The sequence below is a fragment of the Nitrosomonas sp. Nm51 genome (genome assembly GCF_900111165.1).
Lineage (GTDB): Bacteria > Pseudomonadota > Gammaproteobacteria > Burkholderiales > Nitrosomonadaceae > Nitrosomonas.
The window spans coordinates 72,987-88,671 of the sequence record NZ_FOGH01000006.1 but is presented as its reverse complement, the minus strand read 5'-3'; the positions used below and the strand labels follow the sequence as shown (position 1 = coordinate 88,671).

The following is a 15,685-nucleotide window of genomic DNA, read 5'->3' as shown; positions in this document are numbered from 1 at the left end:
TAAATCAAATAATCCACTTGTTTCCAGGCAGTACTTGCCAAGTCTGTTTTACAACAAGAACTCACGCTACCGATGTGAAAGTGCGGTATTCTGGTCCGGGTCCGGTCCCGAGCCTGCTGACTTACGTTCTCCTTGAACAATCTCGACCAGTTTTAGCGCTTGTAATTCCATTTCAATAGCCAGCGCATCGACTTTTGCACGAAAATGCCGGTAGAAAATCATACTGGGGATAGCGACCAGTATACCAAAGGCTGCATTATAAAGCGCAACAGAAATACCGTAGGCCAGTTGTGCAGGATTGCTTCCTGCTGGAGAATTGGAACCGAAAATCTCAATCATGCCGACCAATGTTCCGAACAAACCCATCAATGGGCTGAGTGCGGCAATAGTACCCAAGGTCGTCAAATACCGGTCCAGATCGTGCGTTACGACACGCCCGGCTTCTTCGATGGATTCCTTCATGATTTCGCGCGGGCTGTGTTCATTTTGCAATCCAGCCGCAAAAATCCGCCCCAACGGTGAATGCCGCTGAAGTTTTGAAACCATGTCCAAAGTAACACCGCTTCTTTTATATTCATTTAGCACTCGCGGCAATAAATCTTTCGGTGCCACAATACTCTGGCGCAATGACCATATCCGTTCGCCAATAATGCCCACAGCAATAATGGAAGCAAAAATAATAGGCCAGACCGGCCAACCCGCTGCTTCGATTAACGATAACACCCAGCATTCTCCTCGTTTATCAGACGATATTCATCAACTTTAAAAAAACAGGTATCCTTATCCTTATCCTGATCCCGGAATCCGCTACTAACGCATCTTGTTGAAATATTCTCAGCAATATTACTTGTTTCTTGTCCGCTGTTTCTGTGCATAACTTTGCGGATATCTCGCAAATATTAGAAATAAGCCATTGAAAAAACGTGTTTATATGAATGAATTTTACACCAATTTAATTATTGTTTACAAACAATGGGTTATAAAAACAACGTTAACGCGCCGCAAAACTGCTAATGGTACCAATTTCACCGGCACGTGTGGATCATTTTTGAACCCGATAATTGACTATTGATAACAGATGCGCCACGGCGCGCTATAGCCCGAACCGCCCAATACGCTCTATCAGAAAAAATTGCAAACCCAATGAATTTGTCACCAACATTTGAAACTGTACAAACAAGTATAACGGTTAGCGAGTTGAACCGTAACGTTAAAACCGTTTTGGAAAACAACATCCCCTTGATCTGGGTCAACGGTGAAATTTCGAATCTTAAGCGCTATCCATCCGGACATTGGTATTTTTCACTCAAAGATGCGGATGCGCAAGTTCGCTGCGTCATGTTCAGGCACAAAAACCAGTATCTTGATTGGCAGCCCAGAGAAGGCATACAGGTTGAAGTGCTCGCGTTGGTCACGCTGTATGAAGCACGCGGCGATTATCAACTGAATGTTGAAACCATCCGCCGAGCGGGTCTGGGCACATTATTTGAAGCATTTGAACGTCTCAAAAAACGACTGGAAAAAGACGGACTTTTCGACGCCAGCCGGAAAAAAAGACCACCTGTTTTTCCGCGCCAGATCGGTATCATTACCTCCTCTGCAACGGCTGCACTGCATGATGTAGTCACTACGCTGAAACGCCGCATGCCGTCGCTTCCAATTGTGATTTATCCGACACCGGTTCAGGGTAGGGATGCCGCAAAAAACATTGCTTCAGCGATTTCAGCAGCTTCTACCAGGCATGAATGCGATGTTCTGATTTTATGCAGAGGCGGCGGCGGCATTGAAGATTTATGGGCATTCAATGAAGAAATTGTCGCACATGCCATCGCCGCCTGCACAATCCCGGTCATCAGTGGTATCGGTCATGAAACCGATTTCACCATTGCCGACTTTGTAGCTGACAAACGCGCACCGACACCGACTGCAGCCGCGGAAATGGCCAGCCCTGCAGTAACAGAACTGAAGCAGCAATTAAACAGACTGCATCAACAACTGCACCATGCGGTCGCGCGCCAGGTTGAAAACCGTATGCAGAAAATCGATTTGCTTGCACACCGCCATACACATCCCGGCGAGCGCATACAAAATAAGCTTTTGCACCACCAGCATTTACAGGAACGGCTGAATGGCTGTATCAGCCGCCAGATCGAAAGAAAATCATGGACTATCCAGAGTTACCAGCAACGTATTCTGTTCATACACCCTAAGCTTGTCCGGCTAACAGAACACCTCAACAGAATGTCAGAAAGGCTGAGACAGGCATGCGCCCGCCACGGTAAAACTCTGGAAACAAAATTACAACATCAGCAAGCGCAATTAACGCAATTAAATCCGCAAACCATCCTGAACCGTGGATACAGCATTACCTATTCATCTCAAGGTACCGTAGTAAGCAGCGCGAATCAAATTTATACAGGCGAAAAAATTCAGGTAAAATTTGCACAAGGACATGTCAATGCTGCGGTAACCAATACCAACAAGAAAAACAGCGAAACAAAATAAGCCATATCACAGTCCGACGATAACTGACTATTAACAAATCCTGAAAAGGAAAATATTAATGCCTAAAACTTTTCTCTTGCTGGGCGCCATCAATACCCTTCTTTGCATTGCATTGGGTGCTTTTGGTGCACATGGTTTAAAAAGCCTGCTCACCGATGACATGCTGACTATTTTCCATGCCGGCCTGCAATATCACTTATACCATTCTTTTGGACTGCTGATTATCGGCGTGCTCCTGCTCCATTACGCCAAATCCCGCCTGATTGAGTTGTCCGGCTGGCTGATGTTGCTGGGCATCATTCTATTCAGCCTTAATTTATATCTGCTCAGTCTGACCGAAATACGCGCATTCAGTATCATCACACCACTCGGCGGTTTTTCTTTTATTGCCTCCTGGGCGGTGCTTGCGACGGCACTCTGGAAAGACAAACCGTCTGCCGGTTAACAAGTCCTTGAATGAACAAATACTGCAATTTTTTGCCCCTTGTCCACGGGGGCTGGAATCGGCTCTGGCCGTCGAGTTATCGGCGCTGGGTGCCGATGCGGTTCAACCGGCCAATAGTGGCGTGCACTTTCAGGGAAACTGGAAAACATGTTATCAGACCAATCTAGGCAGCCGTATCGCCAGTCGCATCCTTTGGCAGGCAACTAAAATACCTTATCGCAGCGAACAGGATATCTACAACACTACCCTGGGATTACCGTGGCATGACTGGTTTTCACACAAATTGACCATACGCGTCAATCTGGCCGCCATTAAATGCCCGTTACGCAGTTTGGATTTTGTCACGCTGAAAATCAAAGATGCCGTCTGTGACAAATTCCGCAAAATAACCGGCAAGCGTCCCAGCATTGACACCGTGCATCCTGATATCCGCATTCATGGCTTTCTGGATGCGGGCGAATTCACACTTTATCTGGATACTTCCGGCGATGCATTATTCAAACGCGGATACCGAAAAGCAGCCGGCAACGCGCCTTTACGCGAAAATCTGGCGGCAGGCATCCTGTATTTGACCGGTTGGCAGCCGGACACGCCTCTGCTTGACCCCATGTGTGGCAGCGGCACTCTCCTGATTGAAGCGGCTCAAATTGCATTGAACATTGCACCAGGATCACTGCGGCATTTCGCATTCGAAAAATTCAAGCAATTCGATCGGACTTTATGGAATAAACTTAAAGAAAAGGCGTTAACCGGACAACGCCCGGTAATCCGGCAATCCATTTATGGCAGCGATTTATACGGCTATGCGCTGTCAGATGCCCGCATCAATCTTGAAGCAGCCGGTTTGCGCGACGCTGTACACTTGAAACAAGCCAATATTCTGGAAATCTCCGCACCGGCGCCACAGGGCGTACTGGTAACCAACCCGCCTTACGGTGTGCGTATCGGTGAATCCGATTCATTAACTGCATTTTACCCGCAGCTGGGCAATGTTTTAAAAAACAAGTTTAACGGCTGGTATGCCTATATCCTATCCGCAGACTCAACGTTGCCCAAAACCATCCGTCTCAAGGCAACGCGCCGCATGCCTTTGTTTAACGGCGCACTCGAATGCCGCCTGTTCGAGTATAAAATGGTAACCGGAAACATGCGCACGCAGAAATAATCGGCATTTAATGGCGAACGTCAATCATCTCTTGGTTAAAAACCGATAATTTTGCAAAACAATCCTGTAACTTCAGCTAAACATAAAACTCTGAGAAACCGTCTGGTCAAAAACATGTTATTTATCATAGAATACGGATTTTAATATAAAGCTATTTGTCAAGATGATGTATGACAGTGATGTTTCTGATGAGGAATGGGAGTTAATCAAGCATTTTTTGATCCGGCGGATAATCGCGGTGGCGCAGGTGCAAAGCATGCCAGGCGCACTATTGTCAACGCCATTTTCTATCTGAATAAGACCGGAGTACAGTGGCGACTGTTATCCAGGGAGTTTCCGCCGTGGAAAACGGTTTACGACCGCTATAGCCAATGGAACCGCCGTGGCGTTTGGGATTGGGAAAAGGTGATGGATCAATTGGATCGGAAGTATCGAAAAAAACGGCATATTGTGGTGGATACGATGGGAAATCTTGTTCAGGTAATTGTGCATGCCGCCAACGTACATGATACCAAGGGCGGTTGTGATGTATTAAAGAGCGCCGCCGGGAAATATCCGGCGCTCGAAGCATTTTCAGGTGACGCCGGGTATCGCGGCACAGCTGTTGAATTTGTAGAAAACACGTTACAACGCAAATTGCATATTTCCAAAAAAATCAAAGATGCCTTTGCTGTTTTGCCAGTGCGATGGATTGTCGAACGAACCTTTGCCTGGCTTGGGAATTTCAGGCGCTTGTCCAGGGATTATGAAATCCTCGCCAATTCCACTGAAAATATGGTCCGTACCGCCATGATTCAAATTACAATCGCTAGCTGCGTCTAGTTTTTAACCAGACAGGTTCTAAGAATATTATAGCAGGAGCGCTAAAGCAATGGATGGTTTACTGGCTGAAATTGAGCAATGGATCCCGGTTGATGTTTTAATCCAGCTGTCAATTATTTCCCTAATCAGCTTTATCGCCTCACTGGTAGTCATCCCGATCATCCTGATCCGCCTTCCGCATGACTATTTTGACATCAACGTGTGCCGCCATTGGATGAAGGATCACCACCCCATTTTGCGTATTTTTGGATTAATCGCAAAGAATATGCTGGGCGGGGGATTTTTTCTAGCCGGATTCATTATGCTTTTTTTGCCTGGTCAGGGGATACTGACGATGTTGATCGGACTGTCATTTATAGACTTTCCCAAAAAACGCTTGCTGGAAGCTAGAATTATTCAACAGCCGGTGATCTTGAGAACGATCAATTCGGTGCGCCAGAGATACAACAAGTCCCCTTTAACGCTCTAGGGGGTGCCGTCATGTGTTACGTACATTTATGCGCTTCTTTCTTCATCGGGCAGAACCAGATAAATCAGAATGACAGATAAAATCATCACCAGGCGAAATGCGGCTTGCTGACCGCTGGCAACCTGCGATTGCCACATCAAAAACCATTCACCACCTATAGTTATAAAGCCAGTAAACCAAAGTAAAATCCCTAAAGTCAGACCGGAAATCGCAAACTTCTTTGTTCGATTAAACAACACCGGATCGTGTCTGGATTTAAATAAACAAAAACCGCCAAGCCAACATAATACGGCCACAGCCGCCTCAACGAGAATAATTAAACCGTAAACCAGATGGTGCGCCCATGGCGCTTCAATGGCGCGCCACATCCTGACATTGCCGGGAAATGCCGTGTCCATTTTGAGTACATGTGCGACGATTGTGAAATTCGATTCATAATCTGTTACATTACTGAAAGCAGCCAGCAATGCAAATAAAGCAACAGCCCATACCAGCGCAACTTTTGACAGCCGTGTATACATATATCGCTGCTTTTATCAAAAATTCTATGCCGCTGCTTCTTGACTTCTAGATTTGCTTTCGCATTCGAAAACAGCACCGGCCCGGTTGAGTTACATACAACACAAAGCCGGAATTTGTTGTAAACAATGATCAGTCGGTCAGATCGGTATCAACAACTTGCTGAATCCCCGCCAATAGCCACACGGCATTAGCGTCAGTGAGATTTTTTTCGACATGCCAGACTTCATCAAAATCCTCCGGCTCACCGTCAGGCAACTCCCGCACTTGTCCGGTAAAACGCACGCTAGCAATCGCCGAATCGTCATTTGTCTCAACATCGAGTAGTTTCGCATCTATAAACATGACTTCGGACCTTTGTTCTACATTGCCACGTTCCTGAATTTGCATGCTGATCTCAGCAAACATTTCGGGTGTCGTGTATTCACGTATATCGTTGATATCACCCGCATCATTCGCGGCCTGCAGACGAATAAAAGACGTTTTAGCATTACGTAAAAACGGTTCCACCTGGAAACCGGGCGGAATATTCGGCCGGCGTGTTTGCGCTTGATTATTGTCAACAAAAGGAAAACCTGCAACCCTGCCTGGCGGTGTTACTGCACTATTTTGCGCAACTGTATCCATACCCGAATACTGCATTCGCTGTAACGATTCAGCCGCCCGCGGCTTTCGCAACATGCGTATGATAAAAAATACCGCACCGGCGATCAGGAGCAGCATAATAATATCGACCATATTGACGCCTTCGAAGGCACCGCCCATAAACAGCGCTGCCAGTAAGCCGCCTGCCGCGAGGCCGGCTATAGCACCTCCCCATTTACTACCGCCGCCTGCCGGCGCCGCCGGTGACTGTGCCGGAGTCGGTGACTGCTGCTGATTTGGCGCAGACTGCTGGTTTAAAGACTGGCGTTGTTTGCCAAAACTTTTACCACCGCCCATTCGCCGTGCTTCCGCATCGACTGCAATCAAACTTACAGTGAAAAGCGCCAATGTCAGAAAGGTAAGCATTTTTTTCATAACTAATCTCTCAATTCGTTGCTAAAGTATCGAGTATAGCACCGGCTTAAATTATCTAGCCACATCATCTCTGCAATCATCAAATTCACCCGGCTCGCTTATCGTAGCAGATACAATCGGGGAACAGCATCATTTTCGATCCAAACGATTGCATTTTGCCGGAATTGCAGGCCCAGCATACGAATCGTCTCAAGACTTGTACCCAAAACGCAAAAACCTTCTTCATCAGGCCAGGTTCCGACCGGATCAATATTGGTACTTTCGATCAATAAGCACTGACGACGTTTAAGCGCCCTCTGAAGGGATAAATGCGCATACAAATTTTTCTGAGCAACTTGTATTTGGCCTAATGGATTATAGGCTGTAATAATTGCTGCATTTGTTACGGATTTCGCAGTCAACAGCTTTTCCATCGGCTCAGAATATTGATCAATATGTACAACAAAAGCATCAGGGCCGCAGCCCACTCTGTAATCAGCTTGACGATACTGCGCCACAAGATTTTCGGAAAGCTCTAAATCCACCTAAATTCAGCATCCATAATTGTATTTAAAAACCATTTTCAAAGTACGGCCGAGTAAGCCGGAGGAATTTCACCTCCAGCTCCTCACAGACTCCGTACGTGAACCTCTCGATTCATACGGCTCCTGCCGGCCATTCCATTAGCACCTCTCAATGCCAAACTACAGGCAAAGCATACGCTCGTCCCCGAACCGGGTTGGCAAGTGCTTTACCCGAGCCAGCACATCCCCTTCACTCCATTTCCATTACAGAAATTTCATCGCTAATACGGGATGATCCGCCCCTCATACATGCATTGATACTTTCCCCCTTCGCGGGTTCCGCTTATAAGGTTTTCTCTTAACATCACGAGACTCTTGCAAAACTCAAAGAAATAGAGGGAATTATTGGCTGAGCCAAAATGGTCTGTAACATACCCACAACCCGAATGCTATTGGATCGATTAGCCGGTGACATCACATTGAGGCGGATATGCGGGTGGGAACGGATCAATGATGTTCCACACGAGTCCACCTTTTCCCGTGCTTTTGATGAATTTTCCAGATCCCGATTACCGCAGCCTGTTCATAAAACGTTCATTAGGATCCACTATGCAAACGAAATCGTTGGACATATACTCACCGCACTTCAAATTTTTGCTGCAATGCAGCTAAACCACCTTTGCGATAACGCTTAAAGTGATTGCGAACCGTTTCACGGTCAAGCAACAACGCTTCTGCAATCTTCGTGACCGGCTACCCTTTGCCTAACAGGTAAACAGTTTTTACACGGTCAGCATAACGCTTGTCAGCGGCATGACGATGTTCAAACTCCAAACTATCGAGTTCTTGATTGGTCAGGTTGTAGCATAAAGACATACAGCAATTTTATTCTATTCATGACTTTATTGCACTAAGCTAAACCAAATTTTCATTCACGATTAGTATAATAATTCAAGGAAAAACTCACGGAGAGTATCGTTGAGGAAAATATTCTGATACCGCGCACCATCACATCGCCAGTGACAACACTGTTCTCATTTCCGGTCTGGCCGGCGCATCCCGGTTTACGAGTATGTCTCCGTTCTTGCTGAACACCTGAACGGCAAGTTTGCGCTTGTCCCAGCTCAGATCAACCTGACAAAAATTATCGTCCTGGCAAAAATTATATGCTTTGTAATCCATGGCGAACCGTCCGCCGGAAAAATGGAAGGTATCGTTCTGTTTTGCAGAATCGTGGACATAGCTGTTCGGCTCGCCGTCAGCGAACGGAAACGGCCAGTAAAATGCTGAAGAGGTAATGGAAAAAGCTTTCAGTTTTTCCGCCGCAGACGAGCCTTTGAAACTGAGTTCCGCCACGCAGGAGCAGTGAATATCGCCAGACAAAAAAACCACGTTTTGAATCTGGTGCGTCACAATTACTTCAAGCAGCCGCTCGCGGGTTGCCGGGAAGGCCTCCCATGAATCACTGGCGTTCTTATGCCGGTCACTGCGCACTGTGGTTACAGCGTTCGGCACGAAAACGCTCGGCGTGACGATGAATTTCGGCCGGTTACCGATAACACTTTGCTGCGCAGTCAGCCAGTGACACAAATGATCCAGCTGCGACGGGTAGTTAGCAGGATCGAAAGACGGACGCCCCAGCAAGTGATTGTCTTTCAATTCGTCCTTGATATCATCACGAAAACGCTGGGTTCTGGTATCCAGCACGAAAAATGGGTAGCCGCCGCAACCAAATTCATAGTACAGGTGACGGTCAAAAGAACGGGGGCTATGGCTCCACTGATAGCTCATATAGGCACCAACCGCCAGATGAAACAGAATGCGGCTGCCGGATTGCGCGATCCGATCCTGCGTCCAATTATCCTCAATCTCGTGATCGTCGAGAATCATGTAATGGGGTACGTTTTGAAACAGTTTTCTGAGATTCGGGCTACCGAACGCCTCTATATAACGCTCCTGGAATTCTTCATAAGTATCGGCCCGCTTAATCGGAATATACCGGCTGAGCAGGTCGGCGTACACCTGGTCACCCATCATCATCACAAAACGGATCGGCTGTCCGGTTTGTGACTGGCTTTCAACGCGCTGCAACATGGGTTTGAATATTGCATCCGATTTCTTGATTTTAAACATCAAACCGGGATAACGGCATGAACCGATCAAAAAACTCAACTGGCCGGGCATTTTGCCAGGAAAAGTACGAAACTGCGCAGCAGATTCGTCCACCGGCAAATTCATTAACGCATCAACCCAGACACCAGCCGGCGGCAGGCGCCCCAGCAGATCATCGCTGTCAACGTTTTTCTCGTCATCAAAGGCGTCATCCAACACCAGCACACCTGTGCGTATGCTGTAACGGGTATCCGGCTTGAGCGGAGCAACCTTTTCCACATGTCCCATGTGTTTTTGTTTTTCAGTCAACTGCGACAATCCGAAACTGATATCCTTGCCCAGTATAAACGTTCCCGTCCGGTCGAATTCTCGGCGCAATCGGAAATAATAGGTCTGCAGCGGCTCGGCCGCACCCGCTTCATTGAGAATCGAGACAACACCCACAGTACGATTGTTTGAGGACGGAATCACGCCTTCGTCTTCTGGCGCTTTTGCACGTATCCAGATACGGGCGGTGGTATCGGTTACATGCCCGACGATCGGACCAATCCATGGGGAACGTAATTTGCTCATTTGTCAGTTCCTATAATCTATTCGGCTGAAATTCTCTCTAATGGCCTGAGCGACCATAATGACCGGAATAATGTGCATTGCAGCAGTTCACTAATTGTTAACACCCCCCAGCCATCCGAATTACATTGCTTGCTGAAATTATAACGCGTCTTTAATTTGCCAATTCGCGGATTTCGTAGTACGGTAATATCCATACAATATGCTAAAAAGTTAAGTAACAGAAAATACTGTATAACTGTTCAGTCCGGCCTGCTCATCCGATTTAATTTTGGATGGTGCAAGCTGTATTTCTGAAACATCCGGACGGTCAGCAGGTTGTCATACAAGTTAACGAACTTCAATCAATTGAATCAACAGATCTCCGATGAAACAACATTTTAGTTCAGGTAATGTACGACACTCAATTACACGCAATAATATTATCGCGCTGATTTTGGCCGGCGGCCGCGGCACGCGGCTGAAGCAATTGACCGATTGGCGGGCGAAGCCTGCGGTGCCCTTTGGCGGTAAGTTCCGTATCATCGATTTTCCATTATCGAATTGCGTAAATTCGGGCGTCCGGCAAATCTGCGTTCTGACCCAGTACAAGGCCCAGAGCCTGATTCAGCATATACAGCGTGGCTGGAGTTTTCTTGATGGGCGATTTAATGAGTATGTCGAATTATTACCAGCACAGCAGCAAATCAAGGAAGTCTGGTATCAGGGAACCGCAGATGCCGTATTTCAGAATCTCGACTATATACGCCGCCTCCATGCTGACCATGTTCTCATTCTCGGCGGTGATCATGTGTATAAAATGAACTACCGGAAACTGCTGGCGGAGCATGTCGAGAAAAATGCAGATCTGACGGTTGCATGTGTGGAAGTACCGCGGGAAGAAGCGAGCGCATTCGGTATTATAGCGGTAGACGATAACTGGCGCGTTGTTGATTTTATTGAAAAACCGGACAATCCGCCAGCCATGCCGGGTCATCCCGACAAAGCGCTCGTCAGTATGGGTATTTATGTGTTCAATACGGATTTTTTATTTGATCAGTTAATCCGCGACCATCATGACGAAGATTCCGCTCACGATTTCGGCAAGGATTTGATTCCTTATCTGGTCCCGCGTCATCGTGTCTATGCGCATCGCTTTCTGGATAGTTGTGTAAATATGGCTGCAGGCATACCTTACTGGCGTGATGTGGGTACAGTCGACGCCTATTGGGAAGCCAATATTGATTTGACGACAGTCACGCCGGATCTGGATTTGTACGATGAAAACTGGCCGATCTGGACTTATCAGGAACAATTGCCGCCCGCGAAATTTGTTTTCGACGATGACAGGCGCCGCGGACAGGCATTCGATTCCATGGTATCCGGCGGTTGTATCATTAGCGGCGGCACGGTACGCCGCTCATTGCTGTTTTCCAATGTGCAGGTGCGCAGTTTTAGCAATGTCGAGGATGCCGTTATTCTCCCCAATGTCGATATTGGTCGCAACGCCAGGCTAAAACGAGTTGTAGTCGAGAAAAGCTGCAAAATTCCGGAGGGTCTCGAAGTCGGCTTCGATCCAGTTGCAGACAGCAGGCAATTTCACGTAACCGATAAAGGCATTACATTAATCACGCCCGAGATGCTTGGACAAAGCATACATTATTTGGAATAGCGTTCAATCCATGCAACAGGTTGAGCTTATCCTGCTGTGGCACATGCACCAGCCGGATTACCGGCACTATGACACGCGTGAATTCGAAATGCCCTGGGTCTATTTGCATGCCATTAAAGATTATACCGACATGGCATATCACCTGGAGAATCATCCCGAAATCAAGGCTGTTGTCAATTTTGTGCCGATATTACTGGATCAGATTGAAGATTACGCAGCGCAATTTTCCACTGGCCAGATACGCGACCCCCTGCTTCGCCTGTTAATTACATCTGATCTGGGAAATATTTCCGACAGCGAGCGTGAACTCATTTTAACCAATTGCTTTAAAGGCAATCACGAGACCATGCTCAAGCCTTATCCCGCCTACGAACGGTTACATGATTTGTATGATATCGTGCAGCAAAAAAACGCAGGCGGACTGGTTCATTTCTCTGAGCATTATATTGCCGACCTGCTGGTATGGTACCACTTGGCATGGACAGGCGAAAGCGTCCGGCAAAATAATAAGACAGTGCTGCAACTTATGGAAAAATGCGAAAACTTTAATTTTTCCGACAGAGTCCAGCTATTCAGCTTAATTGGGGAATTAATCCACGGATTGGTACCGCGTTACCGCAGGCTTGCCGAAAGCGGACAGATTGAGTTATCGACAACACCGCATTACCACCCGCTTGCGCCCTTGCTGATCGATTTTACTTCCGCACAGGACAGTCTGCCAGGAACTTCGTTGCCGGTTAGCAAACTGTATCCCGGCGGCCGCGACCGTGCAGCATTTCATCTTGCCTCCGCCATAAAAAGTCATCAACAACGTTTTGACATCAAACCGGCCGGAATCTGGCCCGCTGAAGGCGCGGTTTCACATCCGCTGACTCAGCTGCTGGAAAAATCAGGGTACCAATGGTGTGCAAGCGGCGAGGGCGTACTTGCAAACAGTTTGCGCAAGTCTTACCCGGATTTGGATTTATCCGACCGTAACCGCTATTTGTACCGCCCTTACCGCATTCAGGGCGATAATAGCCTGACCTGCTTTTTTCGGGATGACCAGCTGTCCGATTTAATCGGCTTTGAATACGCCAGGTGGTACGGACGGGACGCCGCCGAACATTTTATTCAATCGCTTGAACAAATCGCACATCACGCAAAGCCGGATGAAAACCCTGTTGCCAGCATCATACTCGATGGCGAAAACGCCTGGGAATTCTATCCCTATAACGGTTTTTATTTTCTCGATGACCTGTACAGTCTGCTGGAAAGCCACGCCAGTATTCATACTACCACATACCAGGATTATATTTCTTCAGCCAACCACGCCAGAAATGTCGTGACATTACCCGCACTATCTGCCGGAAGCTGGGTATATGGCACATTTTCCACCTGGATTGGCGATCCTGAGAAGAACCATGCATGGGACTTGCTCTGTGCCGCCAAAGAAAGCTATGACGCCGTCATACATGGCGACAAGTTATCCATGCAGGAAAAGACCGAAGCCAATCTACAACTTGCATCATGCGAAAGCTCCGACTGGTTCTGGTGGTTCGGCGATTATAATCAGGCCGACACTGTTGCCCGGTTTGATCAGTTATTCCGGGACAATCTGGCCAATCTTTATCGCCTGCTGAAACTGCCTGTCCCGTCTGCAGTATACGAACCGATCAGCAAAGGCGATGAGCATGCTTCAGGAGGCGGCGCGATGCGACGGTCTACGTAACCGATTTAGCTGACGGCGAGGACAATTTTGACTCATACTCAACCATTAAATTTTTATGCACCCGGTAGTCGATTACACTGTTTAAGCGTATAGTTATATCAATTAAAAACGGGAATATTCATTATGCAGCGACCGGTATCGTTACTTTTTGGTGTGCACGCGCATCAACCGATTGGCAATTTTCCTGAAGTGTTGGAAGACGCGCATTTTCGTTGCTACAGGCCTTTTTTAGAAACGCTCTACCGTTATCCTGATTTTCATTTCGCAGTGCATTTTTCGGGCTGGTTGCTCGACTATCTGTTTGAACATTATCCGCAAGACATGGCATTACTCAAGACAATGGTCGATCGCGGGCAGGTTGAACTGTTCGGCGCAGGCGATACCGAACCTGTTTTGGCTGTGATTCCGTATCGCGACCGTATCGGGCAAATTGAAGCTTTTTCCAGCAAACTTGCCGCAACTTTGGGTCAAAGGCCACAAGGCGCGTGGCTGACCGAACGCGTGTGGGAGTCGACTGTGGTACCGGCGCTGGCCAACTGCGGCATTCGCTATGTCATCGTCGATGATTACCATTTTCTTTGCACCGGCAAGTCAACTGCGCAGCTAAATGGTTTTTATACCACTGAAGAAGATGCCTATCAGCTGGATATTTTCCCCATCTCCGAAACATTGCGTTACAAGCTGCCTTTCTCGCCCGCCAACGATGCGATCGCTTACCTTGAATCACTGTCAGACCAACACTTAAATAACGATGAAGCTCAACACGATGTCGCAATTTATTTCGACGATATTGAAAAATTCGGCATATGGCCGGAGACCTATCAATGGGTTTACGAAAAAGGCTGGCTTGAACAGTTTATTCAGCGCGTTCTGGCCTCACCCAGAATTAAGACACGCCACTACCGCGATTACCATGCGGCTGAAAAGACACAAGGCGTAGTTTACTTGCCGACAACTTCATACATCGAAATGAACACCTGGACGCTACCCGCCGAGTCTGCCCAGGCATTTGACGATTTGATCAAAGAATCAAAGACAGCCGGCTGGTATGAGCAAAAAAAAGCGTATTTGCGCGGCGGCATATGGAAGAATTTTCTGTCACGCTATCCTGAGTCGAACTGGATGCATAAACGCATGCTCGTGCTTTCAGCGCGGCTCGCCGGATTGCCGGAAAACCAGCGAACGGCTGCCATGCAGCAAAAACTGTACGCCGCCCAGGCTAATGACGCCTATTGGCATGGTTTATTCGGCGGCCTTTATCTGCCGCATCTGCGGCGCGCAATTTACAACCATTTAATTGAGCTCGAAGCCATGCTCGACCGCTGTGCACCCCGCGAAACAGTTACTATCAGGGACTTCGATCTTGATGGTCTGGAAGAAATCCATTTACAAAATAACATGCTCCAGATTATTATGAAACGCGGCCGTTATGCCAGTATTGTAGAATTCGACGCCTATCCGCTTAGTCATAATTTTGGCGACACGCTGCAGCGTCAGACGGAGCACTACTATCGCAATGTCCAGCTGGACGGGGAAGTTTCGCACAAAGATGGCGACAATTCGGAAAGCGGTATTATCTCTGCACACGACCGTGTATTAAACAAACATATTATTCATACCGCCGACCTGGAACCTGATTCACATCCACGTCACTTGTTTGTAGACAGCCTCAATGACGTATTGGTCAGTTATCAGTATACCGCGTCTGATTCCAGCACTATTTACTTTCAGTCTGACGGCAACAGACAACAATCTATTGAAAAAACGTTGTCGTTAACAGATAATCGTTTATGTGTCCGCTACAGCTTCATCGAAAAATCCGATGGTGTTTTCCGCACCGAAATCAATTTAGCCATGCCCAGTTGCGATGGCGTAGGCGGGCGCTTTATTTACCAAGATAACATCTTGGGCAATTTTGGCCAGTTGCAGCAACTGGCCCAACTGAACCGGATTACGCTAGACGATGATACGCTGGGCGGCTGTCTCATATTAAGTACTTCTGTACCCGTCCGGTTTAATGCGCAACCGCATTTTACAGTTTCCCAATCTGAACACGGGTTTGAAAAAATCATGCAGGCAGTAACACTGCATTTGGAATGGCCGGTTCAACGACAGGCATTTACTCTCACGCTAGAAGTGCAAAAACACGGACGCAGTCATTAACGCGCTACTGCTCTTTAACATAAACGACGC

At 47.4% G+C, this 15,685-nt stretch carries 14 protein-coding genes and 1 pseudogene; 9 read left to right on the top strand and 6 right to left on the bottom strand.

Annotation, left to right across the window (positions count from 1 at the left end; all coding sequences use genetic code 11):
- Nucleotides 1–66: 66 nt before the first annotated feature.
- On the bottom strand, nucleotides 67–723 hold the full coding sequence (locus tag BMY60_RS04150) for a MotA/TolQ/ExbB proton channel family protein (RefSeq protein WP_090331456.1): 657 nt from the start codon (nucleotides 721–723) through the stop codon (nucleotides 67–69).
- Nucleotides 724–1,143: 420 nt separating this feature from the next.
- On the opposite strand from BMY60_RS04150, the gene xseA reads away from it, so the two are divergent.
- From xseA to BMY60_RS04125, 5 genes are all read left to right on the top strand, one after another.
- The gene (xseA, locus tag BMY60_RS04145; protein WP_090331453.1) at nucleotides 1,144–2,505 is read left to right on the top strand and encodes an exodeoxyribonuclease VII large subunit; all 1,362 of its coding nucleotides are present in this window, start codon (nucleotides 1,144–1,146) and stop codon (nucleotides 2,503–2,505) included.
- Nucleotides 2,506–2,563: 58 nt separating this feature from the next.
- On the top strand, nucleotides 2,564–2,950 hold the full coding sequence (locus BMY60_RS04140) for a DUF423 domain-containing protein (RefSeq protein ID WP_090331451.1): 387 nt from the start codon (nucleotides 2,564–2,566) through the stop codon (nucleotides 2,948–2,950).
- A gap of 7 nt (nucleotides 2,951–2,957) precedes the next feature.
- Nucleotides 2,958–4,115, top strand: coding sequence for a THUMP domain-containing class I SAM-dependent RNA methyltransferase (locus BMY60_RS04135; RefSeq protein WP_256250676.1), 1,158 nt, complete (start codon nucleotides 2,958–2,960; stop codon nucleotides 4,113–4,115).
- 195 nt (nucleotides 4,116–4,310) lie between these two features.
- Entirely contained in the window at nucleotides 4,311–4,937 is a 627-nt protein-coding gene (locus tag BMY60_RS04130) for a transposase (RefSeq protein ID WP_218141617.1), read from the top strand.
- Nucleotides 4,938–4,986: 49 nt separating this feature from the next.
- Nucleotides 4,987–5,406, top strand: a complete 420-nt coding sequence (locus BMY60_RS04125; RefSeq protein WP_090331449.1) for a hypothetical protein — start codon at nucleotides 4,987–4,989, stop codon at nucleotides 5,404–5,406.
- A gap of 26 nt (nucleotides 5,407–5,432) precedes the next feature.
- On the opposite strand, the gene BMY60_RS04120 is transcribed toward BMY60_RS04125, so the two are convergent.
- The 3 genes from BMY60_RS04120 to BMY60_RS04110 all read right to left on the bottom strand — a co-directional run bounded on the left by BMY60_RS04120 (nucleotide 5,433) and on the right by BMY60_RS04110 (nucleotide 7,469).
- A complete protein-coding gene (locus tag BMY60_RS04120) occupies nucleotides 5,433–5,927 on the bottom strand; it encodes a DUF2165 family protein (RefSeq protein ID WP_090331447.1) in 495 nt (164 codons plus the stop codon).
- A 130-nt stretch (nucleotides 5,928–6,057) separates the two neighbouring features.
- Nucleotides 6,058–6,945 (bottom strand): Tim44 domain-containing protein, encoded by an 888-nt coding sequence (locus BMY60_RS04115; RefSeq protein ID WP_090331445.1) that lies wholly within the window; start codon nucleotides 6,943–6,945, stop codon nucleotides 6,058–6,060.
- 98 nt (nucleotides 6,946–7,043) lie between these two features.
- Entirely contained in the window at nucleotides 7,044–7,469 is a 426-nt protein-coding gene (locus BMY60_RS04110; RefSeq protein ID WP_177166574.1) for a DUF3293 domain-containing protein, read from the bottom strand.
- A 398-nt stretch (nucleotides 7,470–7,867) separates the two neighbouring features.
- On the opposite strand from BMY60_RS04110, the pseudogene BMY60_RS16595 reads away from it, so the two are divergent.
- Nucleotides 7,868–7,999: pseudogene (locus BMY60_RS16595) on the top strand (transposase); the annotation flags it as partial.
- Between the two features lie 85 nt (nucleotides 8,000–8,084).
- Here BMY60_RS16595 and BMY60_RS16590 read toward each other — a convergent pair.
- The gene (locus tag BMY60_RS16590) at nucleotides 8,085–8,189 is read right to left on the bottom strand and encodes a hypothetical protein (protein WP_143057349.1); all 105 of its coding nucleotides are present in this window, start codon (nucleotides 8,187–8,189) and stop codon (nucleotides 8,085–8,087) included.
- 267 nt (nucleotides 8,190–8,456) lie between these two features.
- Entirely contained in the window at nucleotides 8,457–10,133 is a 1,677-nt protein-coding gene (locus BMY60_RS04105; RefSeq protein WP_090331443.1) for an alkaline phosphatase D family protein, read from the bottom strand.
- 364 nt (nucleotides 10,134–10,497) lie between these two features.
- On the opposite strand from BMY60_RS04105, the gene glgC reads away from it, so the two are divergent.
- The 3 genes from glgC to BMY60_RS04090 all read left to right on the top strand — a co-directional run bounded on the left by glgC (nucleotide 10,498) and on the right by BMY60_RS04090 (nucleotide 15,655).
- Nucleotides 10,498–11,781: a glucose-1-phosphate adenylyltransferase gene (glgC, locus tag BMY60_RS04100; protein WP_090331441.1), complete on the top strand. Its 1,284-nt coding sequence runs from the start codon at nucleotides 10,498–10,500 to the stop codon at nucleotides 11,779–11,781.
- A 10-nt stretch (nucleotides 11,782–11,791) separates the two neighbouring features.
- On the top strand, nucleotides 11,792–13,492 hold the full coding sequence (locus BMY60_RS04095) for a glycoside hydrolase family 57 protein (RefSeq protein WP_090331440.1): 1,701 nt from the start codon (nucleotides 11,792–11,794) through the stop codon (nucleotides 13,490–13,492).
- Nucleotides 13,493–13,615: 123 nt separating this feature from the next.
- Nucleotides 13,616–15,655, top strand: coding sequence for an alpha-amylase/4-alpha-glucanotransferase domain-containing protein (locus BMY60_RS04090; protein ID WP_090331438.1), 2,040 nt, complete (start codon nucleotides 13,616–13,618; stop codon nucleotides 15,653–15,655).
- Nucleotides 15,656–15,685: the final 30 nt, after the last annotated feature.